Annotated in this window: 24 protein-coding genes; 14 read left to right on the forward strand and 10 right to left on the reverse strand. The window is 45.1% G+C overall.

From position 1 onward, the window contains the following. Window positions 1-611: 611 nt before the first annotated feature. Together NIAKO_RS27915 and NIAKO_RS27920 are read right to left on the reverse strand one after the other, a co-directional pair. Complete coding sequence (locus tag NIAKO_RS27915) at window positions 612-1127, reverse strand: DUF4399 domain-containing protein (protein ID WP_014221811.1); 516 nt, start codon at window positions 1125-1127, stop codon at window positions 612-614. Between the two features lie 127 nt (window positions 1128-1254). Then, entirely contained in the window at window positions 1255-2439 is a 1185-nt protein-coding gene (locus NIAKO_RS27920; protein WP_014221812.1) for an aspartate aminotransferase family protein, read from the reverse strand. Window positions 2440-2613: 174 nt separating this feature from the next. Between NIAKO_RS27920 and NIAKO_RS27925 the strand changes: the two genes are divergently transcribed. From NIAKO_RS27925 to NIAKO_RS27930, 3 genes are all read left to right on the forward strand, one after another. Beyond that, the gene (locus tag NIAKO_RS27925) at window positions 2614-3141 is read left to right on the forward strand and encodes a gamma carbonic anhydrase family protein (RefSeq protein WP_014221813.1); all 528 of its coding nucleotides are present in this window, start codon (window positions 2614-2616) and stop codon (window positions 3139-3141) included. A 73-nt stretch (window positions 3142-3214) separates the two neighbouring features. Next, the gene (locus tag NIAKO_RS38770; RefSeq protein ID WP_014221814.1) at window positions 3215-3382 is read left to right on the forward strand and encodes a hypothetical protein; all 168 of its coding nucleotides are present in this window, start codon (window positions 3215-3217) and stop codon (window positions 3380-3382) included. A 57-nt stretch (window positions 3383-3439) separates the two neighbouring features. Continuing rightward, on the forward strand, window positions 3440-3778 hold the full coding sequence (locus NIAKO_RS27930) for a DUF3630 family protein (protein WP_014221815.1): 339 nt from the start codon (window positions 3440-3442) through the stop codon (window positions 3776-3778). Between the two features lie 166 nt (window positions 3779-3944). Here the strand turns inward: NIAKO_RS27930 and rsgA are convergent, their stop codons facing one another. The 5 genes from rsgA to NIAKO_RS27955 form a co-directional block, all read right to left on the reverse strand. Further along, window positions 3945-4877 carry a ribosome small subunit-dependent GTPase A gene (gene rsgA / locus NIAKO_RS27935; RefSeq protein WP_014221816.1) on the reverse strand — a complete coding sequence of 311 codons (933 nt, stop codon included), beginning with the start codon at window positions 4875-4877 and terminating at the stop codon, window positions 3945-3947. A gap of 91 nt (window positions 4878-4968) precedes the next feature. Then, on the reverse strand, window positions 4969-5961 hold the full coding sequence (locus NIAKO_RS27940) for a vWA domain-containing protein (RefSeq protein WP_014221817.1): 993 nt from the start codon (window positions 5959-5961) through the stop codon (window positions 4969-4971). Window positions 5962-5964: 3 nt separating this feature from the next. Next, window positions 5965-6864, reverse strand: coding sequence for a BatD family protein (locus tag NIAKO_RS27945; RefSeq protein WP_014221818.1), 900 nt, complete (start codon window positions 6862-6864; stop codon window positions 5965-5967). A 2-nt stretch (window positions 6865-6866) separates the two neighbouring features. After that, entirely contained in the window at window positions 6867-7739 is an 873-nt protein-coding gene (locus tag NIAKO_RS27950) for a DUF58 domain-containing protein (protein ID WP_014221819.1), read from the reverse strand. 99 nt (window positions 7740-7838) lie between these two features. Beyond that, window positions 7839-8840, reverse strand: coding sequence for an AAA family ATPase (locus NIAKO_RS27955; RefSeq protein WP_014221820.1), 1002 nt, complete (start codon window positions 8838-8840; stop codon window positions 7839-7841). Window positions 8841-9106: 266 nt separating this feature from the next. Between NIAKO_RS27955 and NIAKO_RS27960 the strand changes: the two genes are divergently transcribed. Beyond that, window positions 9107-9592, forward strand: a complete 486-nt coding sequence (locus tag NIAKO_RS27960) for a hypothetical protein (RefSeq protein ID WP_014221821.1) — start codon at window positions 9107-9109, stop codon at window positions 9590-9592. 176 nt (window positions 9593-9768) lie between these two features. Next, a complete protein-coding gene (locus tag NIAKO_RS27965) occupies window positions 9769-10206 on the forward strand; it encodes a lipocalin family protein (protein ID WP_014221822.1) in 438 nt (145 codons plus the stop codon). A 59-nt stretch (window positions 10207-10265) separates the two neighbouring features. Here NIAKO_RS27965 and NIAKO_RS27970 read toward each other — a convergent pair whose 3' ends face one another. Continuing rightward, entirely contained in the window at window positions 10266-11981 is a 1716-nt protein-coding gene (locus tag NIAKO_RS27970; protein WP_014221823.1) for an NAD+ synthase, read from the reverse strand. 240 nt (window positions 11982-12221) lie between these two features. Here NIAKO_RS27970 and gldB point away from each other — a divergent pair, with 240 nt between their 5' ends. Beyond that, window positions 12222-13238 carry a gliding motility lipoprotein GldB gene (gene gldB / locus NIAKO_RS27975; RefSeq protein WP_014221824.1) on the forward strand — a complete coding sequence of 339 codons (1017 nt, stop codon included), beginning with the start codon at window positions 12222-12224 and terminating at the stop codon, window positions 13236-13238. Window positions 13239-13400: 162 nt separating this feature from the next. Here gldB and NIAKO_RS27980 read toward each other — a convergent pair whose 3' ends face one another. Further along, window positions 13401-13880 (reverse strand): YcxB family protein, encoded by a 480-nt coding sequence (locus NIAKO_RS27980; protein ID WP_014221825.1) that lies wholly within the window; start codon window positions 13878-13880, stop codon window positions 13401-13403. A 1347-nt stretch (window positions 13881-15227) separates the two neighbouring features. Then, entirely contained in the window at window positions 15228-18596 is a 3369-nt protein-coding gene (locus NIAKO_RS27990; RefSeq protein WP_014221828.1) for a vitamin B12-dependent ribonucleotide reductase, read from the reverse strand. 304 nt (window positions 18597-18900) lie between these two features. On the opposite strand from NIAKO_RS27990, the gene NIAKO_RS27995 reads away from it, so the two are divergent. The 8 genes from NIAKO_RS27995 (at window position 18901) to NIAKO_RS28030 (ending at window position 26241) form a co-directional block, all read left to right on the forward strand. Then, entirely contained in the window at window positions 18901-19647 is a 747-nt protein-coding gene (locus NIAKO_RS27995) for a DUF2490 domain-containing protein (protein ID WP_041347396.1), read from the forward strand. Window positions 19648-19738: 91 nt separating this feature from the next. Continuing rightward, window positions 19739-20497: a phosphoglycerol geranylgeranyltransferase gene (locus NIAKO_RS28000; protein WP_014221830.1), complete on the forward strand. Its 759-nt coding sequence runs from the start codon at window positions 19739-19741 to the stop codon at window positions 20495-20497. Window positions 20498-20916: 419 nt separating this feature from the next. Beyond that, window positions 20917-21645, forward strand: coding sequence for an N-acetyltransferase (locus NIAKO_RS28010; protein WP_014221831.1), 729 nt, complete (start codon window positions 20917-20919; stop codon window positions 21643-21645). Between the two features lie 17 nt (window positions 21646-21662). Next, complete coding sequence (locus NIAKO_RS28015) at window positions 21663-22865, forward strand: argininosuccinate synthase (protein WP_014221832.1); 1203 nt, start codon at window positions 21663-21665, stop codon at window positions 22863-22865. Window positions 22866-22961: 96 nt separating this feature from the next. Next, window positions 22962-23342 carry an NAD-dependent epimerase/dehydratase family protein gene (locus NIAKO_RS39405; RefSeq protein WP_244883927.1) on the forward strand — a complete coding sequence of 127 codons (381 nt, stop codon included), beginning with the start codon at window positions 22962-22964 and terminating at the stop codon, window positions 23340-23342. A 79-nt stretch (window positions 23343-23421) separates the two neighbouring features. Continuing rightward, window positions 23422-23988, forward strand: a complete 567-nt coding sequence (locus NIAKO_RS39410) for a hypothetical protein (RefSeq protein WP_244883937.1) — start codon at window positions 23422-23424, stop codon at window positions 23986-23988. A 44-nt stretch (window positions 23989-24032) separates the two neighbouring features. Then, a complete protein-coding gene (locus NIAKO_RS28025) occupies window positions 24033-25187 on the forward strand; it encodes an aspartate aminotransferase family protein (protein ID WP_014221833.1) in 1155 nt (384 codons plus the stop codon). Between the two features lie 85 nt (window positions 25188-25272). Beyond that, window positions 25273-26241: a Rossmann-fold NAD(P)-binding domain-containing protein gene (locus NIAKO_RS28030; protein ID WP_014221834.1), complete on the forward strand. Its 969-nt coding sequence runs from the start codon at window positions 25273-25275 to the stop codon at window positions 26239-26241. Window positions 26242-26254 lie beyond the last annotated feature (13 nt).

A 26254-nucleotide genomic window follows, 5' to 3' on the forward strand; every position in this document is an offset into this window, starting at 1 on the left:
CGCTCAGAACACATAAGAAGCCCCTTCGACTACGCTCAGGGTTTTTAAATAAACAGGTGCCGTAGAAACGGCTCCTGGTAAAGTGTAATTTGCGATACTTCACAAAGAAAAAGAACTACGATAATTTGCTAATGCCCGATTGAAATTCAGGGGTAATTTCAATTTGCCGGTCAGTAACGGACTATCACTTATTAAAACAGTAAAACGATCGATTGGTACTAAACAATTATGAAAAAAAAATATCATATTGATTCTAATCAACTGAAATGCAGGAAAGATTGACAATTGTACATAAATAAAAAGGGGCGATTAGAAAATCGCCCCGCAGGTCATGCCCTCAAAGCTATTGCATAGACCTTGTTTAACTTCTTCAAAAGTATTATACAGTTTTTTAAATAAATAATTTTTTAGACGAGCAGCAGTATTTTAACAAATAAGTGATCCTAAAAACCACTATCTGCAACGCAGATTGTGTGTAAAAAAGACACTTTAAGTGAAGTTTAATTTACTCAACCGATTGAGTAATCATTTTCTACTGGTTATACACATGATAAAAAAAGCCGGCAGCTTATTGTAAGCTGCCGGCTAAATTATTTTTGTACTATAAATACTTACTGTACAGTAACTGTAACTGAAGAAGCCAGTTTACCACCGTATGAACGATGAATACCATCGGCATACTGCAGGGTCAGTTTGTGCTGGCCAGGCGTTAATTTCAGTTCTGCTTCTTTTTGAGCATTACCAAAATGCAGGTGCGTAGAATCTTTAGGCACTACAGTTCCCAAAGCCAGTGAATCGCCATTATCTATCAGAATATGGTGGTGACCGGATGCGGGTTTAATAACACCAGCTGAATCCAGTGCAATACCAGATACACCCATTTCTACCTTAAACGGAGATTTAATCTTCTGACCATTTTTCAGGTTTTTGAAGAATACTTTGGCGCCGGCAGGAATTTCGGGTACTGCAGGCACTGCAGCAACTGTATCAGCCGCTTTTTTTGTAGTGTCCATAGAAGCAGTTGCAGCTGTAGTGGTGTCAGTACCAGCTCCTCCGGTTTTAGAACCGCTATCGTTACAAGCAACCATGCCTAAAAACAGAAAAGGAATAAGACCAATTTTACGCATAAACTATTTTTGAAGTGATGAAATAATGGTTAATCCATCCTCACATCTATCCAACAACCGCGCAAATGTAAAGGTATATTATTGATATCTACCCTATTGCCCACCTATTAACAATCAAAAAACCGGGCTATTGTATTGCATCCAGCACCCGCAGGATGGTTTTGACGGCCTTTTTTATTTCTTTGGCCGAAATGGTAAGCGGTGGGGCTACCCGCATACATTCAGGCGCAAACAGGAACCAGTCCGTCAAAATGCCCTGTTGTAAACAGCCATCGATCACCTTCTTATTTATATCGAAATTTTCGAATTCAACGGCTATCAGCAGTCCGTTGGCCCTTATTTTCTGAATTAATGGATGTTGTAACATTTCAACAAACAGGGCCGCTTTATCGGCCACCAGCCCTACTATTTCTTCCTTCAGCAACACTTTTGCTGCCGCCAATCCGGCTGCACAGCATACCGGGTGGCCGCCAAAGGTGGTAATATGGCCCAAAACCGGGTTTTCGGTAAATACCTCCATGATCTTTTTATCGGCCACAAAAGCACCCAGGGGCATGCCGCCACCCAGGGCCTTGCCCAATAAAACAATATCGGGCACCACGTTAAACTGTTCAAAGCCCCACAGGGTACCGGTACGGCCAAAGCCGGCCTGTATTTCATCCAGTACCAATAAAGTGCCGGTTTCGCGGCATTTTGTTTCCAGGGCCTTCATCCATTGGGCAGAAGGCGCCACTACCCCGCGTTCGGCCTGAATGGTTTCGGCAAATACGCAGGCAGTTTGGGCGGTTATTTCGTTCAGCGATTCAAAAACATCATATTCCAGGTGCAATACATCGGGCAACAGGGGTCTGAAGGCATTGCGCCAGTATTCATCGCCCATGATGCTTAAAGCGCCCTGGGTTGAACCGTGGTAACTTTTATTGAAGGCAATGATCTGCGTGCGGTTGGTGACCCGTTTGGCCAGTTTCATGGCGCCTTCGGTGGCTTCGGCCCCGGAATTGGTAAAATACACCGAATTGAGGGAGGGGGGCAAATGATCGGTTAGCCATTTGGCATATTGTACCTGGGGCGTTTCAATCATTTCGCCATACACCAACAGGTGCATGTAGTCGTCAACCTGTTTTTTAATGGCTTTTACCACCCTGGGATGCCGGTGGCCTACATTGCACACGCTTATCCCAGCAATGAGGTCGAGGTATTCTTTCCCGGCAGCGTCAACCAGCGTGGTTCCCTTTGCTTTCACAATGTCCAGCGCCAGCGGGGCGGGGGAAGTTTGGGCTACGTGCCGCAGAAATAATTCGCGTTTATTCATAATCCCGGCAAAGATACAGGTTACCAGAAACCGTTGCAGGTTACACGTTGCAAGTTGCAGGGCCCCGTTAAGACACTTCTGGTAAAAGAACCTGGACCCTGAAACTTGGAACCTGAAACAAATTCAATAGATTTATTAGGATATTTGTATCTCGGAAGCCTAAAAACTAGTACTATGCCAGTAATCTTACACGTAGAAGGGGTTTACCCAAAGTTTGGAAGTAATGTATTTATTGCTCCTAATGCTACCATCGTTGGCAATGTGGAAATGGGCGATGATTGCAGCGTTTGGTTCAATGCGGTGGTACGGGGCGATGTAAACGCCATTCGCATGGGAAATAAAGTGAATGTGCAGGACGGGGCCATCATTCACTGCACCTATAAACGTACCCAAACCGTTATTGGCAATAATGTGTCTATTGGGCATAACGCCATTGTACATGGCTGTACGGTCGACGATAACGTACTGATAGGCATGGGCGCCATCATTATGGACCGGGCCCATATTGGCAGCAATTCCATCATTGCAGCCGGCGCCGTGGTGCTGGAAGAAACCATTGTTCCACCGGGGACTATTTTTGCGGGTGTGCCTGCTAAAAAGGTGAAAGACATTGTAATTACGCAGGTTCATGGCGAAATTGACCGTATTGCCAACAATTACATAAAATATGCCGATTGGTTCCGTGATCAGGTAACCGAATAATTGGTTACAGCTCTTGCAGATACGGCATAATATTCCTAAATTTAAGTGCGTTTTATCCTAAGAAAAGCGATATATGAAATCAATTAGAATTTTTCTGTTTTTAGCTATTGTAGCAGCCTATGTTTTGGGTGGAAGTTCGTGCAGCCGTAAAACCGGATGCCCCAGTAACGGTAAAAACGTAGGTGCTGAACGGATCCTGAGCGGAGAAAAGGTGCCTAAAGCCAGAAAGTTCAAAGCGTAGTCCCCGATTACCCGGTTGAACTGCGGTTCAACCTTTTCATAATCTAAACCGTACTTTATGAGCCTGACTCTACGCACAGATTTTGGCTGCACCGAAGCCATTATCGATGATGACTGCGGATTGAAGCGCTTTTATGAGGTCGCCAATATTTTATTGGATGAACTCAAGATCCGGTTCACCAACAAGCAGGACGATTTCGATACGCTGACCTGGAACTTTACGTACAGGGGACATCTACTTTCTCTTTATTACAACATTTACACCGGCATTTCAATTTATCCTTACAAATCAAAGGAAGCAGCCCGCAAGGACAATGACGCTGTCATTGAAGTGGCTAAATTCCTGGAAACAAAACTACTGGTAAACAAAGCGAGAAAGTTCATTAACGCCGGATAACGAATATTGAATATCGAATGTCGAAGTAAAATACACTTTACTATCGACAGTCCTGCAACCTCACTTCCCGGTTTAAATTCCAATATCCCCAATTAAATATACAATGATGAAGTGAAGACGAAACTCTTCAATCACTTCTACATTCAACATTGGACATTCAATATTTCTAGTAGTTTTTTTCGTCGATCGACTCCAGGATGTTGTAGTAGCTTATATAGCGCTCTTCATGAATGGTTCCATTGACTACCCCGTCTTTTACCGCGCAGCCTGGTTCATTTATGTGTAAACAATTATTGAACTGGCAGTCGTTGAGCACGCGGGCCATTTCAGGATAATAATGCGAGAGTTCCTGCCGGGAAATATCAACCAACCCAAATTCGCGCATACCCGGCGTATCTATAACCCGGCCACCAGTTGGAACGGGCAGGTCGAACATTTCTGCAAACGTAGTAGTGTGCATGCCCTTGCCGCTCCAGCCGCTTACGTCCTGGGTTTTTAATTTAAGCTCGGGGAAAATGCTGTTGATAAAAGAAGATTTTCCCACGCCTGAGTGACCGCTCATGAGGGTAGTTTTATTTTCCAGCACGCTTTTTAATTCATCAACGCCTTCATTGGTTTTTACCGACATCAGGATAGTACGGTAGCCAATAACCGCGTACATTTCCTTGAGCATGGCATATTTTTCCTGCTCCTTGTTCTTGTACAGATCGGCCTTGTTGAACACCACAATGGCGGGCACGTGGTAGGCTTCGCTGGTTACCAGAAAACGGTCAATAAACCCCTGTGAAGTTTTGGGATCCCTGAGGGTGGCAAACAATACCGACTGATCGATATTGGCAGCCACAATATGATGTTGCTTTTTATGGGAGGGCGATTGCCGGTTAATATAATTTCGCCGGGGACAAATTTCAGTAATCATAGCCGTATTGGCCGATTCGCTTTCGATATCTATCACTACTTCATCACCCACTGCAATAGGGTTGGTGGAGGTTATATCATCAATTTTGAAAACCCCTTTAATCCGGGCGCTCATCGCCTTGCCCGTTTCTGTTTTAACATTGTACCAACTGCCGGTTGACCGGTATACGATTGCTTTCATTGAGGCGTAAATGTACAATATTACCGTTACTTCGATCCTTCGACTCCGCTCAGGATTGTGAAATGCCCCTTCGACTACGCTCAGAGTCTTTTTAAGGAAATTTCTTAAATAAAGTATATCGCAGGAATATTTCCAGGAACAATAAGGCGGCGGCGGCAAATGCAAAGGGGAAAAACCGCTCGGTATACCGTTTCAATGAGGTAACTTCTATGCGTGATTTTTCGAGCTTGTCTATTTCCAGGTAGATATTTTTCAGACTTTCATTATCCCTTGCCCTGAAATACAAACCACCGGTTTCGTTGGCAATCATCCGCAACAGTTTTTCATCGATGTTCACTTTTTGCTGCCGGGTGCCATCTGAGGTAGGTACAGGTGCATACCCTTCGGACCCCACTCCAATGGTATATACCCGGATGCCATAAGCTTTTGCCAGCTCTTTACCAGCCAGGGGATCAATGCGGCCACCCTGGTCTTCCCCATCGGTAAGCAGAATAATCACCTTCGATTTTGTTTTTACACTTTTCAGCCGGTCAACACTCACGCCCAGGCCATCGCCTATAGCCGTACCATCTTCGAGCAATCCGCGGTTAATATTAAAGATCTGGGATTTCAACACTGTTTTATCGGTAGTTAATGGTACCAGGGTAAAACTTTCGCCGGAGAAAATAACCACCCCGATCCGGTCCGTGGGTCGCATATCAACAAAGGAAGCTGCCATATTTTTGGAAGCCTCGAGCCTGTCGGGTAAAAAATCCTGCGCCAGCATACTACCACTTACATCCAGGCAAAGTATAATATCAATCCCCTGCCCGTTCTTCAGTTCTTCATCGTTACGGGTTTGCGGGCGGGCCATCGCCATAATGATACAGCACACAGCCAGCAGGCGGATCACAAACGGCGCATGCCGGAAAGTGCTTTTCCAGGAACTGCTTTTACGAATAACCGCCAGTGACGATACTTTCAGCGCTCCCTGTTTACGGTCGTACTTGTTCAGGTACCAGTATAGCATAGCCGGTATCAGTACAAACAATCCGAATACTTCAGGATATGCAAATGTTATATGTTCAAACCAATTGTACAGCAAGGGTCAGGAAAGATTGTTTAGTGTTTTGATAGCCGTTTCAATTACGGCGAAATTTCTTTCATTATCTTTTTCATCTGGCTGATACTTTGCAAACTTTACAGAATCTGCGATCTGTAACGCGTGCACCAGCTGATTGAAACTTTCTTTATCCATAGGCGTCTTACGCAACTGGCCAATCAACTCTTCATTTGTTTTTTCCAGCGTGGCCACCTTCAGTTTACGGAACATAAACACGCGCAGGATATCGTTCAGCCGGCTGTAGTATGTTTTCACTTCGCCATTCTTAAACCCTAGTTTACGCAGTTCTTCCAGCGCCTGTAAGGCCTCCTCGTAAGGACCTAATTTTGGCTGGGCCGGCTGCGCAACGGGCGCCACCTTCTTTGGTTTTCGTAACAGGTAAACAATAACGCCAATAGCAATTAATGTAAAGAAACCAAGCACCCAGGGGATCATGTCCATCCATTTTGGTTTGGGCACTTCTTCAATTTCCTTTATATCGCGGTAATCTTTTGTAATATCCAGTTGCGCATAACTCACTTCAATGGGAATGGAATCGGTAGCATATGATTTTCCATCAACCTGTAAAATGAGGGGCGGTAATATAACGGTACCGGAGTCAAAGCTGGTAATGGTGATTTCCTGGTGAAATTGTTTACCATCTATGTTATCGGTGGTATCGGTTTTACCTTTTGCAATAATGTCGAAATGCGGAATGGTATCCAGGTTAAACCAGGAGTATGATTGTCCAAGCGGAATACGTACTTCAAAGGTTAGTTTAATAGGTTCACCAATAAGTATCTGATCGCGGTTAACCGATGCCCGGGCCAGTACCTGGCCCATCATATAAACCGGACTGGTGAGTAAACAACCAATAAGGATAATATTGAGAATAGGGTTTTTCATAATTACCGGTTACGCCCGACAAAGAATTTCTGCAGCACTTTTACATAATCTTCACCGGTGCGTATATGCAGGAGTTCGCAACCAGCCCGCACAAAGATGTTTTTACAATAGTTTGTATGATTAAAGAAAGCAGCTTCGTATTGTTGGCGAACCAGGTAATCACCGGTATCTATCCAGCTGCGGGTACCAGTTTCGGCGTCTTCAATTTCCATTAAGCCGGCATCGGGTAATTGCATATCCATTTTATCATACACTTTTATGCCTATCACATCATGCTTTTTACCGGCTACCTTCAGGCCATCTTCAAAATCATTATCCAGGAAATCGCTTAATAAGAAAACGATGCTGCTTTGGCGAACGGTGTTATTCAACCGCTGCAGGGCATGGCCAATGCGGGTGCCTTTGTTCTTTGGCTGGGCTGTTAACAGTTCGCGAACGATGTACAACACATGATCTCTTCCCTTTTTTGGGGGAATGAATTTCTCTATCACGTCGCTAAAGAACAGCACGCCTACCTTATCGTTGTTACTGATGGCGGAGAAAGCCATTACGGCGGCCACTTCAGTTATCAGGTCTTTTTTACGGGCATGCGTAGTGCCAAACAGGGAGCTGGCGCTTACATCAACCAGCAGCATTACCGATAGTTCGCGTTCTTCTTCAAATACCTTGCTGAAGGGGTGGTTAAAGCGGGCGCTCACGTTCCAGTCTATAAACCGGATGTCGTCACCGGGCTGGTATTCGCGTACTTCCTTAAACAACATACCCCTGCCCTTAAAAGCACTGTGGTACTCGCCCGTAAACAAATGCCGGGTGAGCTTTTTGCTTTTGATCTCCAGCTCGCGAACCTTTTTTATTATTTCGGCTGTCGTTAACATATCAATAGGCAATTGACAATTTGCAATAGACAATTTAAAAATGATTAGCAACAAGCAATTGTATTTTTTGCCAATTGCTTATTGCCTATTGTCTATTGGCTAAGGAACTTGAATTACGCGAAGAACGTCATCTATAACATTCTCCACATTTACGTTTTCTGCTTCCGCTTCGTAAGTTAATCCAATACGATGGCGCAATACATCTTTTGAAATACTGCGTACATCTTCAGGAATAACAAAACCACGTTTGTTGAGGAATGCATGCGCTTTGGCAGCCAGAGCCAGGTTAATGCTGGCGCGGGGCGATCCGCCATAAGCGATCAGTGGTTTTAATTTATCCAGTTTGTATTTATCGGGAAAACGGGTGGCGAATACTATATCGAGGATATAATTCTCAACTTTCTCATCCATGTAAATCTGGCGGGCAAGGTCCTTTGCTTCTTTTATTTCCTGCATCGACACAACCGGGCTCACCTGGGGTCCTTTTTCCCCCTGCAGGTTCTGGCGGATGATGATCTGCTCTTCTTCCTTGGTAGGATAATCAACAATCACTTTCATAATAAACCGGTCCTGCTGGGCTTCAGGTAACGGATAGGTACCTTCCTGCTCCAACGGGTTTTGTGTGGCCAGTACAAGGAAGGGTTCATCCAGTTTATGCGTGGTATCGCCAATTGTTACCTGGCGTTCCTGCATGGCTTCCAGCAAGGCGCTTTGCACTTTTGCCGGGGCGCGGTTAATTTCATCAGCCAGTACGAAGTTGGCGAAAATAGGCCCCTTACGTACTATAAATTCATTTTTTTGCTGATTATAGATCATTGTACCAATTACATCGGCCGGTAACAGATCGGGCGTGAACTGTATACGGCTGAATTTGGCCTTGATCGCCTGAGCAAGCGATTTAATGCTGAGGGTTTTGGCCAAACCCGGTACCCCCTCCAGCAAAACGTGCCCATTGCTTAACAAACCAATCAACAGTCTGTCGAGCATATGATGCTGGCCAATAATAACCCTGGCTGTTTCGTCGCGGAGCCGGTCGATAAAAGCGCCCTGATACTGTATTTTGTCATTGAGCTGCCGGATATCATCTGCTGTTAATAGCATATACGGGGTTTAGTATGAATGATTGATAATCAGTTATGAAAATACGTCAAAGCCTTTGCAAAGGGCTTGCCAACTTGTAAAAACCACGCTAAAATCAATAAAAATAAACATGTTTCACAACATACAATAAACTGTCAAATTTGTAGTTGCAGTAATTTACGAACTGGCCGTTCATAAAGCAACGGAAAAGGAATAAAATTTGCTCATATTAGTGGCCATAATTACCCAATTTTGAGAACTGGCTATTTAAATCTAAAACTGTCAAGATGAAAAAATTTGTAATCGTAGTGTTTTCGATCGGTTGTATCCTCTATGCCTGCAAGAAAGACGACAATAAAAGCTCCGACGATACTAACGCCAAGGTTCAATTAATAACCAGCGCTACCTGGAAATATGACACTGTTGCCCTCGACACGGACCACGACGGAAAACCCGACACGCCCATCCCAGGCTTTGTGGGTGCCGTACAACCATGTGATAAAGACAATTCTATCACCTTCAAAAAAGACAGTACCGGCGTGCTTGATGCAGGCGCTACCAAATGTAATTCAAGTGATCCCCAAACAACCGCCTTCAGATGGTGGTTTAAAGACAATGGGGCAACCATATACAGCCCCGATCCGCTTTTTGGCAGCACTTTCACCGGCAGCTTCAAAGTAGGCGACCTGAGCACTACCCGGTTAAGAATATTAAAAGACACCACGGTATCCCCGTATGGTACATTTACTTTGGTACTTGATCTAAAGCATTAGTAATTAAACATATTAAAATCATATAAAGCCTTCCCGGCTCACCGGGAAGGCTTTATTTTTTAATGGTATAAGCAGATGAAACATAGATTAAAAATTCATCAATTACACAATAAAGTGGGGTAAAAGCTGTTTAATTCCCGGCCCAATTCATATCCCTGAAAAAACACCGATACTTTATGAAAAGAACATTTACTAAATTTCTTGTTTTAGCCTTATTAGCCGTTACCTCTTTTACTGCCTGTAAAAAAAGCAGCAATGATGTACTCACTGTTACAAAAGATAACCTGGCAGCTACTTATACCATAATATCAGTAAAAGCAAAAGCCCCCAACACTCCGGAGCAGGATGTAACAAGCAGTAATTTTGACGCTTGTGAAATGGATGACCAGATTATTTTAAAAAACGACTTTACCGCTACGTATGTTGATGCCGGTACACAATGTTCACCAGTTGGTGGTGGTTCAGACGTTTGGGCTTACAATAATGGCATTCTTACGATCGCCGGTGAAGACTTCACGGTGAAATCACTTACCAGAGGCACCCTGGTGCTTGAACAAACCGCTAACATTTCCGGTTTTGTAGTTACTGTAACTTCTACCTACAGAAGATATTAATTCTACGATATCAAAATAAAAAAAGGACTGTCGAAACCGGCAGTCCTTTTTTTATTTTATTACGATAAATACTTTCCTACTATTGGTAACCTACGGCCTACCCCAAACGCTTTACAACTCACTCTTATGATGGGGCAGAACTGGTTGCGTTTGTATTCATTTGTATTCACCAGTTTTAAAATGCGCCGTACCAGCGTTTCATCGATGCCCATCGCTATCAATTCCTTCGGTCCCTTGCGTTTTTCGATGTATTGATACAATACTTTATCCAATACGGCATAATCGGGTAAGCTGTCGCTGTCTTTTTGATCGGGGCGCAACTCGGCAGATGGTGGTTTGGTGATGATATTTTCCGGAATGATCTCGCCATTTCGGTTGAGGTAATCTGCCAGCGCATATACCTGCATTTTATACACATCGCCTAACACACTTAAGCCGCCGGCCATATCACCATACAACGTACCATACCCCGTACTGAGCTCGCTTTTATTGGATGTGTTCAATAAGATATAACCAAACTTATTGCTGATACCCATTAACAAATTACCCCGGGTACGGCTTTGCAAATTCTCTTCCGCCAACCCAAATGGCAGATCGCCAAAAATAGGTTTCAGGGTGTGCAGCAGTGAATCGTATACATTCTTTATGGGCACAATATCATAGGGATTGCCGAGGTTCTTACTCAGTTGTTCTGCATCTTCTACCGAATGGGATGTTGAGAAATGTGAAGGCAATAAAATAGCCCGTACATTTTCACGGCCCAGCGCACGGGTAGCCAGTGCCTGGGTTACTGCGCTGTCAATACCGCCTGAGCTGCCCAGGATGGCTTTGGTAAAACCCATTTTCCGGAAGTAATCCCTGATGCCGAGGATCAACGCTTCTTTTATCTGGCCGATGTTTTCGTCGGAAGTGAGGTATTCAATGATCTTGTCGGGGTCTTCTACTTTACCTACGCGCATGTCTTTATCAAATTCGGGAACGGCTTTCATCGGTTTGCGCTTGGCCTTCTGCACTTCAATTTCGCCGAGGCTCACTATGGCAAAATCCTCTTCAAAATATTTCATTTCTTTTACGATATTTCCGTTGGCGTCCATTACCAGGCTGCCGCCATCGAACACGATCTCGGTTTGCGAACCAATGGCATTGCAGTAAAACATGGGCAGCCCATACTTTAAAACGTTAGCCCTAACAATTTCTTCCCTGTCCTGGTCGTGGTCGTAATCGAAGGGGGAAGCAGAGATATTGATCATAAGATCCGGCTGCTGCGTAATCAATACATCCATGGGGCATTGCCGGTACAGGGGATTGTCGCCCAGGTTCCAGATATCTTCACAAACGGTTAAAGCAATTTTCTTTCCCTTAAACTCCAGTACATTCCATTCGTAGCCCGGTTCAAAATACCGGTACTCATCAAACACATCATAATTCGGCAACAGGGTTTTATGCGCTACGCCGGCTATTTTTTTATCGTACAGCAACCAGGCGGTATTAAACAGGTCTTTGCCTTCTTTTGAGGGATTGCGTTGCGGGCTGCCAATAATTACCCCAATGGTATCGGCCTGCTCTTTTATGATATCAATAGCTTTATAACATTCGTTTATAAAGTCATCAAATTCCAGGAAATCGCGGGGCGGGTAGCCGCAGATGCTTAACTCGGAAAAAATAACCAAATCGGCTTTACGGCTTTTTGCATACTGTATAGCCCCCATTATTTTGCGGGTATTATCTTCAAAATTCCCTATATGGTAGTTCTGTTGCGCAATGGCAATTTTCATTTTAATATATTGGGTTTAACAAAACGGGTACCCTGTTTTTAGATTCTGTGTACAAATTTAAGCGAATATTGCACGCAGAACGCCGGACGAAAGACGCTGAAGGCTGAAGGCCGAAGGCGGGAGGCGGGAGGCGAAACGCTTAACGAGGAACGCGGAACGCAAAACACGAAAGCCAGAATACTAGGGAATTAGCATTTAGCGTTAAGCCTTCAGCGTTAAGCATTAAACAATCATTCCAAGATGAAACGAACTGGATTAGCACTGTTGATCATTGCCGGATTGTTTTCCTGCAAAGACAAAGACGTTCCCAATGTATCGAATATAAAGATCGACCTCACCGTAAAGCGGTTTGAACAGGATTTCTTTGCCATAGATACCAATCATATTATGACCTCCATGGAGCATCTGGGCGCCAAATACCCGCTTTTCCTGGGGGATTTCTTATATAACATCATGGAGCTGCCTGGCCTCAGCGATACCAGCCTGCAGGAACAGGCATTGCTGAAAAAATTCATAGCGGACTATAAGCCGGTTAAAGACTCGGCCGATGCCGTTTTCAAAAATTTCAGTGATATTGAAAAGGACGTGAAAAAGGGATTGCAGTTTGTTAAATATTATTTCCCCGCTTATAAAACCCCTTCGCAGATCATCACCTACATTGGCCCCATGGAAGGCTACAGCGATGTGATTACCCGCGATGCGCTGGCCGTAGGGTTACAGTTGCACATGGGCAATAACTACTCCTTATACAAAAGCAACATGGGCCAGGAAGTTTTTCCCGGCTACATTTCCCGCCGGTTCACCCCCGATTACGTTGTGGTGAACTGTATGAAGAATGTCATCAATGATATTTCGCCCGAAAAAAACGGCAGCCAGCCCCTGGTTGAACAAATGGTTGAAAAGGGAAAGCGGTTATATGTGCTGGATAAAATATTACCCTTTACCCCAGATACGCTGAAAACCGGTTATACCGCCGCACAGCTGGCAGGATGTATAAAGAATGAAGGTCTTATCTGGAATCACTTTCTTAGCCATAACCTGCTGTTCTCCATTGAACCGGCCGATATAAGACCATACATGGAAGAAGCGCCCAATACCCCGGAGATCACCGACCAGGCGCCCGGAGCCATTGGTGTTTTTGTTGGCTGGCAGATTGTAAAGAAATACATGTCCAAACACCCCGAACTCTCCTTAAATGAACTGTTGAATACCGATGCGAAGATGATTTTTGAGGAGAGTAAGTATCGTCCTAACTAGAAGATTAGTTGTTAGGTGGCTTTGTTTTCATTTTAACCAGTCCCCTTATCAACGCTGTCAACTCTATCAACTACCTACTATTTACCTCAATGCCTCACTTTAAGTCCTTGTGAACGTGTTAACCAGTTAACTTGTTAACCGGTCAACTGGTTAACAGATCAACTATCTCTTCCCTATCTTCTCCCTCAACATCTCCCTAACTTTCTGTAAATCAGTAATATCCTTAAACGCATCCTTGGGAACCAGGAAAAAGGAACGGGCGTCGAAATAGAGGTGGAAAAAATAAGGGCTTTCTACAAAATAGCTGAATTTCTTCCAGTCCCAGCCTTTGGACCCCTTAGTGGTTTCCAGCATTACGCCTTCGCCTTCAAAATGCATGGTAAAATGGTCCTGAAAGGTGAGTGACCGCTTATAAATGCTGCTGGGCAGCAAGCGCCAGATAACCAGCATCAGCAGAAACCATAAAAACGAGAAGATTAAAAACGAGATTGGCTGTATTTTCTTCAGCGCAAACAGTACCGCTGAAGCAATGGTAAATACATTGATCAATATCAAAAGGATCTTGATTTCAGGACGCATTAAAAAGTGATACCGCAAGGCTTGAATTACCTGCTTTTTATCATAACCAAATTGAACTGTCATTCAGTTTTCCCCCTATTAAGGCCGTAAAAGTAAGGATTCCGGCAATAGACAGGAATAAAACAGGGTTCAAATTAATGAACCCTGTCCAGCAGTGCACATGAAACGATCCCGCCTTAGCGGGAATGTCCTGTTTTCAGGGCAAAATTGTTCTTAATGGCTACACTTGAGGTTTAGTAATTCGTTTGGGCTAAATAGTGCAGAGGGCAAAAATTAATTCGTTTGCAAACCTACTATGGAAACCGGCGACCTGCAATACCACTTTGTGGTGGGGTGAAATTTGGAGAAAATTTAGTATAGTGCTGAATTTCAGTATTTATAGTCGAAATGGGAGGTAAACCCAGGGACTGGGGTAATCGGGTATTTTTGACTGGGAGGGCACCTATCACAAAAATGCGCAGTAAACCCGGCAAACCGGTTTACTGCGCAAATGAATGAGTTTAATAGTTAAATGGATTTCTCATCGTACGCCCCGGCCACATTTAGCCCTGCCATTGGCGGCTTCATAGGGCGAAATAAACCGGGTGCAGGAGGCCAGAAAAATTAGGCAGGCAACTGCAAATAAAAGAGATCTCCATTTCATGTGCATAGGCTGGGTTTTAAGGATAAACGGATTTACAATTCAGATTAATATTATAAAATATATAAACAAATGTGAAAGTAAGATAGGAATCTTTAAACCCCGGAAGGAAATGGCAAAACCGGGTGGGTTATCTCTTTTCCCGATGGGAATTTTAAAAACCCAACAGGAATTCGCTATTCCCGGCAGGTATTGGCAAAACCCGTTGGGAATTCTCTTTTCCTGGTGGGTTTTCTGTTTTCCTGGCAGGAATTCTCAAAACCTGTCAGGTATTATCAAATCCTGGTGGGAATTCTCTTTTCCTGGCGGGAATTCCAGATTCCTGTTCAGTTTTGATCGAAAAATTTTATCGGGACCTCTCATTTTTCAAATTAATCCGCTCATATTTCAGATTGCCCGTATAATATTTCAAGTTTCCCTTTGCCTATTCCAATTCGGGGTGCGTGTTAATCAATATAGGGGTGCAATTATTCATTTTGCCAGGCTATTTTGCAAAACAAGTAACTCCATATTACAATTTGGGTAGCCCATTATGCAAATAAGCAGTCTCATTCTTCAATTGCTGAGGTTCCTTTTTCAAATTATGGATCTCATTAAATGAAAGACCTAATTGTAAAATTTATGCTTTTATAAACGCAATGCAATAAAAAATCCGCCCATAAACATGAGCGGATTGAGTTTTATAAAATATAACCGTCCAAAAAATCACATTAAGTTGGCTGTTGAGGCCAGTACGGACATTGGAGTGGGTCATTAACATTCAAGGTCTATTAGCTGCAACCCATGCTATTACCGCAATTAAGGCATTTATAGCAGGTACCGCTACGGATGGTTATATGTCCGCAGGTATTACAGGCCGGCGCATCACTTTGCATGCTCTTCGCTGCTGCATTGATGGCATCCAGTCCTGCTTCTGCTTTTTTAACAGTGGCTTTTACGGGTTTTAAAGATTCTGCTTCTGGTGTTTTCGTTGGTTTACCGGGCACTACCCGTACATCACTCAATGGGGGAGTTTTTTTCTCATACTCCAGCGATGTGGGAATTTCATCCCATTCATCTACTCCGGTATTCAGTACTTCGGGCCTGTCGAGCACGTGTACCAGGTCGGTTCTACCCAGGTATTCATACGCCAGGGCACGGAAAATAAAGTCTACAATGGAAGTGGTGCTCTTGATGTTCGGGTGATCGACCATACCAGCGGGTTCAAAACGCGTGAACACAAACTTCTCAACAAACTCTTCCAACGGCACGCCATATTGCAGGCCAATTGAAATAGCTATTGCAAAACAGTTCAGCATACTACGCATGGTAGCGCCTTCTTTTGCCATGTCGATGAAGATCTCCCCTACCGTTCCATCGCCATATTCACCGGTGCGTAAAAACAAAGCCTGTCCGTTTATTTTGGCCTTTTGTGTAAAGCCGCGGCGTTTGGCCGGTAAGGTTCTGCGTTCAACAATACGCGCCAGCTCCCGTTTCAGCTTGGTATCGGGCGATGCCTGAACACGTTTTTGTACTTCATCCAGCAACTCAGCAATAGTGAGATTGCCCAGGTCAACAATGTTCGATTCCTGTGGGTCAGCGGCAGCAGTGGTTTCACTGGCCCCTTCTTCGGTTTTCTTCTTCTTGTCGCTCTTATTGCTCAGCGGCTGACTTAACTTGGAACCATCGCGATACAACGCGCAGGCCTTCAGGCCCAGTTTCCAGCTCATCATGTACGCATCGGCAATTTCTTCTACTGTTGCCTCATTGGGCAGGTTAATGGTTTTTGAAATAGCACCACTCAGGAAAGGCTGTGCGGCGGCCATCATTCTTATGTGGCCATGGGCGTGAATGTAACGTTGTCCCTTTTTACCGCACTTGTTGGCACAGTCAAAAACGGGCAAATGCTCGGCTTTCAGGAAGGGCGCTCCTTCAATGGTCATGGTACCGCAGATGTAATCATTAGCAGCTTCCACTTCCTCATCTGTAAAGCCTAAAGCTTCAAGCAGGCTCCATTCAAAATTAAAATACTGCTCAGGTTTGAATCCCAGGCGTTGCAGGCATTCTTCGCCAAGCGTGTAAACATTGAATACGAATCCTATTTCAAAGGCGGATGCTACGGCTGCATCCAGCTTCTTTATTTCTTCAGCTATAAATCCTTTCTCGCTTAATGTCTGGTGATTGATATGCGGTGCGCCAACAAAAGTACCGGCCCCTACTGCATATTTTACAATCGCCTCCATTTCGCGGGGTTGATAACCCAGGTTCTTCAACGCAGTGGGCACACTCTGGTTAATGATCTTGAAGTAACCGCCGCCACTGAGTTTTTTAAATTTAACCAGCGCAAAATCGGGTTCCACACCGGTGGTATCGCAATCCATTACCAGGCCAATGGTACCGGTAGGTGCAATCACCGTAACCTGTGCATTGCGATAACCATATTTTTCGCCTAACTGTACTGCTTCGTCCCATGCTTTGGTAGCGGCTTTCAGCAGGTAATCAGGACAATATTTTGCTTTTATACCCTGTGGCTTGATGTGCAGTTTTTCATAATCATCTGCATCATAAGCGGCCAGGCGGTGGTTGCGCATTACCCGCAGCATGTCTTCGCGGTTCTCTTCAAAACGGCTGAAGGGTCCCAGGATGGAAGCCAGCTCGGCCGAAGTTTTATAAGCAATACCGGTCATGATAGCAGTGAGGGCGCCGGCAATACCGCGGGCTTCTTCACTATCATACGGGATGCCCATAACCATTAACATAGAGCCCAGGTTGGCATAACCCAAACCCAGCGTGCGGTAATCGTAGCTCAGTTGCGCTACTTCTTTTGATGGGAACTGCGCCATCAGCACAGATACTTCCAGCACTACTGTCCATAAACGGCAGATGTACTCAAAGCCTTCCACATCAAATGTATTGGTAGCTTCGTTATAAAAACGGCGCAGGTTGGCCGATGCCAGGTTACAGGCCGTATTATCGAGGAACATGTATTCACTGCAGGGGTTGGAAGCATTGATGCGGCCGCCCTTAGGACTGGTGTGCCACTCGTTGATGGTGGTATCATATTGCGTACCGGGGTCGGCACAACGCCAGGCCGCGTAAGAGATCTGGTTCCATACTTCTTTGGCCGGAATGCGTTTCATTACCCGTCCATCGGTTCTGGCCTTTAATTCCCAATCTTCACCCTTCTCCAGCTTTTCAAAAAATTCGTTGGAAATGCGGATGGAGTTGTTGGAGTTTTGTCCGCTCACCGTTCTGTATGCTTCGCCTTCGTAATCGCTGGGATAACCGGCAGCGATCAGCGCGCCTACTTTCTTTTCCTCTTCTACTTTCCAGTTAATAAAGTCCATGATCTCGGGGTGGTCCAGATCCAGACAAACCATTTTGGCTGCCCGACGGGTAGTACCACCGCTTTTGATGGCGCCTGCTGCGCGGTCACCGATCTTTAAAAAGCTCATCAATCCACTGGAGGTTCCACCGCCGCTTAGTTTCTCCCCTTCGCCCCTGATGGTGGAGAAGTTGGTTCCTACCCCACTGCCATATTTAAAAATGCGGGCCTCACGCATCCACAGGTCCATAATGCCACCGTCGTTAACCAGGTCGTCTTCAACACTTAAAATAAAGCACGCGTGTGGTTGCGGACGTTCGTATGCCGAGGTAGATTTTTTCAATTGGCCATCAACAGGGTCAACATAATAGTGCCCCTGTGGTTTGCCCTTGATATTATAGCTTTCAAACAAACCGGTATTGAACCACTGCGGGCTGTTAGGCGTGCAGGATTGGTTCAGGATACAATGTACCAGCTCTTCATAAAAGATGGTGGCATCCTGCTCCGAAGCAAAATAACCATACTTTTCACCCCACGCCCGCCAGCAATTCGCCATACGATGGGCCACCTGTTTTACCGAAGTTTCACGACCTAAAGATCCATCCTGCTGGGGAACGCCTGCCTTGCGGAAATACTTCTGGGCCAGAATATCTGTAGCAATCTGACTCCAGTGTTTGGGCACCTCCACATTATTCATTTCAAACACCACTTCACCACTCGGGTTGCGGATAACCGACGTTCGGTAATCATATTCAAACTGATCAAAAACAGACACTCCATCACGGGTGAAACGGCGACTGAATTGTAAGCCTTTCGATTGCTTTTTAATGGCCATTAGTTAGTAAGTTTTTAACATGATGTAATCAGGGTGTTGGGAACGGGGGTAGAGAACGAAAATATCTTTCACTGGTCAATTTTCCGAACCAGAAATATGCACAGCTGTGGATAAAGGATGTGAAAAATACTAAGACGCAAGCTGGGTGTGACTTACTTGATTTTTGCACAGAATACGATGTAATGTTGATTACTTTTAGTAGGCTGTTTGTTAAAAAATCGTTATCTAATAAGGCTGCAAAAAACGGTTTCAGGTTACCCCCAAACAAACAATCATTAGGCAAATCTTCGTTTTCTTTGTGCACATGTCCTTTTATAAACAATTAACCTGGATGATGGTTGGAATGGTGGCTGGTCATAATGGCCGCTCTCAGCTGGCTTTATCTGGCTGGGCCACAACCAATAACCAGTTCTCTATCTCACATAAATTAGTGTACCAGCTTGAGGCCAGTTTTAGAAGCGATACCAAACGCCAGTACCTGCAAACCTTTTTATTACGAACCGGCGCCTTTGTACAATTGAACAGCCAGTGGAGCGCGGGTGCCGGTTACTGCCTTACCGACAACCGCCACACTATTGGCGGTATTACCGGCTATGGTGCAGAGCATCAGGCACTTGAGCAGGCCTGGTTTATTCACCCAGTTTATTTTGGGCATAGCTATAAATCTTTTATGCGGCAGCGGCTGCGCCTCGAGAACCGGTGGCTGCCCAATTTGGTAAAGGACAATGACCACTTAACAAATACGAGCTACTCCTTCAGCAACCGGTTAAGGTACCAGATCAGGGAACAGCTGCCTTTTGTTAAGGTTATAAACGACTTTAACAAAGGCAGTTACGTATTGCTGCAGAACGAGTTCTTTTTCAATGTGAGCGGCCAGCAATATGTAAACGGTAAGTGGTTCGATCAAAACCGAAGCCTCGTTGGCGCCGGTTACCGGTTTAACCGGCATATGGATGTGGAGTTATCGTATATGTTACGCCTTATCAAAGATGCCGGTGTAGGATGGTCGCACGAAAACCTGGTGCAGGTTACTGCTTTAAGTAGATTATAATGGGCTGAAAAACAATAAACGGTAAAAGTTTCGGCACCTTATAGCCCCTTTGAAAAAGTTTTTGCATTTTTGTAGTAACCAATTGGCAAGCATGACGAATCGCATTTATCAATCTTTACTGCAAAAAAAGGCGAACGGACAGAAGTCATTTGCAGTACTGATTGACCCAGACAAGGTTACAGTAGAAAAAATAGATGAATTGACTGCATTGGCCAGCGAAGCGCGGGTTGATTACTTGCTGGTGGGTGGCAGCCTGGTTGTTACCAACCGGCTGGATGAGGTAGTACAGCAGATAAAAAAGAATTGCGATATACCGGTGATCCTGTTCCCGGGCAGTCCATCGCAAATAACCCAATATGCCGATGCATTGCTTTATTTGTCCCTGATTTCGGGACGCAATGCAGAACTGCTGATCGGTCAGCACGTTATTTCAGCTCCGTTTGTAAAACAGAGCCGGCTGGAGATCATTTCAACTGGTTATATGGTTATTGACGGTGGCGCCCCAACCACCGTTTCCTATATCAGCAATGCGGCGCCCATTCCTGCCGATAAAAACGAAATTGCTATGTGCACGGCCATGGCCGGTGAAATGCTGGGCATGAAGCTGATTTATATGGATGCCGGCAGCGGCGCCAAACGCCCCATTACCGAAAGCATGATTGAGAAGGTGGCGCAGGTAATTGAAGTACCGCTGGTTGTTGGCGGCGGCATCCTGGACCCCGAAAAAGCCTACCGCAACTGCAAGGCCGGAGCCGATATGATCGTTATTGGCAATGCTATTGAAAAAGATGCTTCGCTCATAAAAGAGATGAGCGCCGCCATCCATTCAGTACCTACCCGCATAGCTTAATTATTGAACTTTTTGATGATTTAATTGTCTTATACAAGACAGTGCTTAAACAATTAATTTGGGAATTAGCTAAAATTTTACACCAAAAATCCCCATTGATTGTAAAAAGTTGTTTTTCTTTGCGGTGACAAAATCTATTGATTTAAAAGCATACCCGTTTAAAATGCAAAAAAATCTCACCATAATACTCGCTGATGTAGTTGCGCAAGCCGCAATTACTATAGTGCGTGGGGTTTTTCCTGTACGTCTCAGTACAGTTTTTTTCTTCCAACCTATCCCCGTAAGGGTGCGACGTTGATACTTACAGAACCATACTGCATGCATTGTGGTATTTGGAATGATCGTCATTCCAGCAAGCCTTCGTCTCCGGCACGATGTTTTAAGCCGTTGCATTTTTCACATTTAGCCTTGTTTCAAAAATGGAAACCCAACATCAATTTCAGGTAATTGTAGCCAACGAATCACACCTCAGCTTTGCTCAGATCATATGCGATGAAATGGCTGCTTCGGCCAAAGCCCGTGGAACGGGTATAGCCAAGCGCTCGCCCGAATATATTCAACAGAAGATGCGTGAAGGGAAAGCCGTAATAGCTTTTAACCAGGACGGTATCTGGGCCGGCTTTTGTTACATCGAAACCTGGAGCCATGGCGAATATGTTGCCAACTCGGGGCTGATCGTTTCTCCCAACTTCCGTAAAGGCGGTTTGGCAAAAGCAATCAAGAAAAAGATCTTCGAGCTTAGCCGGCTAACCTTCCCCGACTCAAAGATATTTGGTCTTACCACCGGACTGGCAGTAATGAAGATCAACAGCGATCTCGGTTACGAGCCCGTTACCTATTCAGAGCTTACGCAGGATGAAGCCTTCTGGGCCGGTTGCAAAAGCTGTGTGAACTACGATATTCTCATGAGCAAGGAACGCAAGAACTGTTTGTGCACCGCCATGCTGTACGATCCTAAAGATCACTACGAGCCGCAGGAAACAAAAGAGTTCTTCGAAGAGAAGAAGAGCGTATTTGAGCGGCTGTTACGGATAAAACAATGGAAATTGCTGAAGCCTTTCTTTAAGGATGATAAAGACAACAACACCCCTTCTGGTGGTGGGGCCGGCAAGATCAAATCTTTTTTTCACTACTTTTTTAATTTCTAAAAACAATTCTTGCGAAGATGGCAAAGAAAGTTGTTCTCGGTTTTAGCGGTGGTTTAGACACTACATTTTGTGTAAAATACCTGGGCGAAGACCAGGGCTACGAAGTGCACAGCATTATTGTAAATACCGGTGGTTTCAGTGAAGAGGAGTTGAAAAAGATAGAAGAGCATGCTTATAATCTGGGTGTAAAAACGCACACCACAGTAAACGCCGTAAAAGGATACTACGATCGCATTATAAAATACCTCATTTACGGAAATGTGTTAAAGAACAACACGTACCCGTTAAGTGTGAGCGCCGAACGGTTGAGCCAGGCCCTGCACATTGCAGAGCACGTAAAGAAATTAAATGCCGATGCAGTAGCACACGGCAGTACCGGGGCAGGCAACGACCAGGTTCGCTTTGACATGGTGTTCCACATATTGATCCCCGGTGTGGAGATCATTACCCCAATCCGCGACCTGAAGTTGAGCCGCGAAGCAGAAATTGAATACCTGAAAGGCAAAGGCGTGAACATGAACTTCGCCAAAGCCGTTTACTCCATCAATAAAGGCCTGTGGGGAACCAGCGTAGGTGGTAAAGAAACATTGTCGTCAAAAGGCATGTTGCCCGAAGAAGCGTGGCCTACCCAGGTTACCAAAACCGGCAGTGAAGAAGTAAAACTTCATTTTGAAAAAGGTGAACTGAAAAAGATAAACGATAAAGAATTCGCACACCCCAGCGAAGCCATTCAATACCTGCAAACCATTGCCGGTGCGTATGGCGTTGGCCGCGATATTCACGTAGGCGATACCATCATTGGTATTAAAGGCCGCGTTGGTTTTGAAGCTGCTGCTCCCATGGTGATCCTGAAAGCCCACCATGCGCTGGAAAAGCACGTGCTTACCAAATGGCAGCTGAACTGGAAAGACCAGCTGGCCCAGTTCTACGGCAACTGGTTACACGAAGGCCAGATCATGGACCCCGTGATGCGCGATATTGAAGCCTACCTGGAAAGTTCTCAGGCTCATGTAACCGGCGATGTATTTGTTCACCTGCAACCCTATCGCTTCCAGATCATCGGCATTGAATCTGCCTATGACCTTATGAGCAGCAAGTTTGGCAAGTATGGTGAAATGAATACCGGCTTTACAGGCGAAGACGTTCGTGGCTTCAGCAAAATATTTGGCAACCAGACTTCGATTTATATGTCGGTGAAAGAAGAGAATGAGAAGAAATAGCTGACAGGTTGACGAGTTAACAAGGAAGTTGATAACGTTGATAGGGTTGATAGCGTTGATAAAGGAGTTTGACGTTTCACGATCTAATTAATTAGTATGAGTACAAAAGTAAAAGTAGGCATAATAGGAGGCGCAGGATATACAGGCGGTGAATTGCTCAGGTTACTGATCAACCACCCCCATGTAGAGATCGCCTTCATTAACAGTAAAAGCAATGCCGGCAATCCCATTTCCCAGGTACATGCAGACCTGATCGGCGAAACAGACCTTACCTTTTCTGATGATCTGTCGGCTTTGTCGGATGGGAGTGTAGATGTGATCTTCCTGTGCGTAGGCCATGGCGATGCCCGTAAGTTTCTGAGTGAGTATACAGTTAATGACAAGATCAGGATTATAGATCTTTCTCAGGATTTCAGATTGGCGCTAAAATCGGCAATCGGCAATCGGCAATCGGCAATTCATATATGGATTACCTGAACTTAATAAAGCACAGATCAAAGGAGCGCAGAATATCGCTAACCCCGGTTGTTTTGCTACCGGTATTCAATTAGGCCTGTTGCCCCTGGCAAAAGCAGGCTTGCTGGAATCGGTTTATACCACCGGCATTACCGGTTCTACCGGGGCCGGACAAGGCTTATCGGCTACCTCCCACTTCAGCTGGAGAGCCAATAATATTCAGGCTTATAAAACATTAACGCATCAGCATTTAAGGGAGATCACGCAGTCGATACAACAACTGCAACCTTCTTTTGGGCCGGTAACAGCCGATGGTTCGTCAGAAGCATTGAGCTTTATTCCCTGGCGCGGAGATTTCACCCGGGGTATCTTCATCAGTTCCCTGGTTGATTGCGACTGGAAGCTGGAGCAACTCACTGAGTTGTTCAGCGAGTTTTATAAAGACCAGCCATTTACCGTATTAAGCAAAGGCGAGATCTTTTTAAAGCAGGTAGTGAACACGAACAAGTGCGTTATCTCCCTGGAAAAAATAGGCACCAAACTGGTAGTGCACAGCGCTATTGATAACCTTACCAAAGGCGCCTCCGGGCAGGCAGTGCAGAATATGAATCTCGTATTCGGTTTAGATGAAACTGCCGGCCTGAAATTGAAAGCGAATTATTTTTAATCATAACGGCGGAGTGGGCAACCACGATGTAACAATTTACAACCATGAAGCTTTTTGACGTTTATCCGATCAACAACATCGTCATCGATAAGGCTAAAGGCTCTTACGTATGGGATGACAAAGGGGAACAATACCTTGACCTGTATGGCGGTCACGCGGTAATTAGTATTGGCCATACCCATCCGCATTATGTTGAACGATTGACCAGTCAGTTAAATAAAGTAGGCTTCTATTCCAATTCGGTAAAAATGCCGTTGCAGGATGAACTGGCGGAAAAGCTGGGTAAATTATCCGGCAAACCCGACTATCAGTTGTTTCTTGTTAGTTCAGGCGCAGAAGCCAATGAAAATGCACTCAAGCTGGCCAGCTTTCACAATGGCCGTAAAAAAATAATTGCGTTCACGAAATCTTTTCACGGACGTACCTCCCTGGCAGTTGCTGCCACTGACAACCCTGCTATTGTAGCACCGGTGAACCAAACCCCGAACGTGATCTTCCTTCCCTTTAATGATGAAGCTGCGCTGGAAGCCTGCTTCAAAGAACAGGGTAATGAGATCTCTTCGGTGATCATCGAAGGCATCCAGGGCGTGGGCGGCATCAATGTAGCCAGTGAGTCTTTTTTACAAGCCATCCGTCGCCTGTGCGACCAGTATGGCGCCGTATTTATTGCCGACAGCGTTCAATGCGGGTATGGCAGAAGCGGTAAATTCTTTTCACAGGACTATGCCGGAGTAAATGCAGACATCTATACCATGGCCAAAGGCATGGGTAATGGATTCCCGGTTGCCGGCATCATCATCGCTCCGCATTTACAACCCAAACATGGCATGCTGGGCACTACCTTCGGTGGCAATCACCTGGCCTGCGCAGCTGCCCTGGCCGTGTTGGAAGTGATTGAAAAAGAGAACCTGTTACAAAACGCTGCGGAAGTTGGGGAGTACATTATGAGTGAACTGAAAAAGATCCCTCAACTGCAAAATGTACGGGGCCGTGGATTGATGATCGGGTTTGATGTGCCTGAGCAATTCAAAGACCTGCGTAAGAACTTGCTGTGGAAACACAAGATCTTCACCGGCGAAGCAAAACCAAATGTGATCAGGTTATTGCCTTCCCTGGCCCTGCGTAAAAAAGATGCAGACCAGTTGCTGGAAGCCATCAAAGAAGAAATTGAGGTAGGCGCTGAAAGCATCACAAAATAAATTGAACGAAGGTGATCCCGACAAGTCGGGATCACTTTCACTTTCATAAGTAATTCTATTATTCACTCTCCTTTCCGCTACAGGCATGAAAAATTTCACAAGTGTACACGATGTCCCAAGTATCGACGAGCTGGTAATTAAGGCGCTCTCTTACAAACATTCTCCCTCTATTGACAAATCATTGGGAGCCGGCAAACGCATTGGTTTGTTGTTTTTGAACCCCAGTATGCGTACCCGCCTTAGTACCCAGATCGCCGCTCAAAACCTGGGCATGGAAGCCATCGTGTTCAATGTAGGATCTGAAGGCTGGGCTCTGGAGTTTGAAGACGAGGCCATCATGAGTGGCAGCACTGTAGAGCACGTAAAAGATGCGGCGCCCATCATGGGAAACTATTTCGATATTCTGGCCATTCGTACTTTCCCATCTTTAAAGAACCGGGAAGACGATTACAGCGAGCTGTACATAAAACAATTCATAAAATACGCCGGCATTCCGGTGGTAAGTCTGGAAAGCGCTACCCTGCACCCGCTGCAAAGCTTAACAGACATTATTACCATTACCGAATGTTTGAAAAAGAAACCCCTGCCGGCCGGTAAAAAACCAAAGATCGTGCTTACCTGGGCGCCTCACGTAAAACCATTGCCACAATGCGTGGCCAATAGTTTTTCGCAATGGGTGAATGCCTGGGGACAAGCTGATTTCGTGATCACTCACCCCGAGGATTATGAGCTGGACGAGCAATTTACCAAAGGCGCTACCATTACTCATAACCAGGACGAAGCCTTGAAAGGCGCCGACTTTGTTTATGTAAAAAACTGGAGCACCTTTAAAGATTACGGAAAGATCTATACCGCCGATCCTGAGTGGATGCTCACGAATAAAAAGCTGGCAGTTACCAACAATGCCAAAGTAATGCATTGCTTACCCGTTCGGCGCAATGTAGAGTTGAGTGATGAAATTCTTGATGGCGTTAACAGCATTGTTACCCAGGAAGCCAGCAACCGTGTTTGGGCAGCCCAGGCCGTACTTAGTGAAATACTTGAATCTTTATAATAAACAAGCACCC

The sequence above is a fragment of the Niastella koreensis GR20-10 genome, assembly GCF_000246855.1.
GTDB classification, from domain to species: domain Bacteria; phylum Bacteroidota; class Bacteroidia; order Chitinophagales; family Chitinophagaceae; genus Niastella; species Niastella koreensis.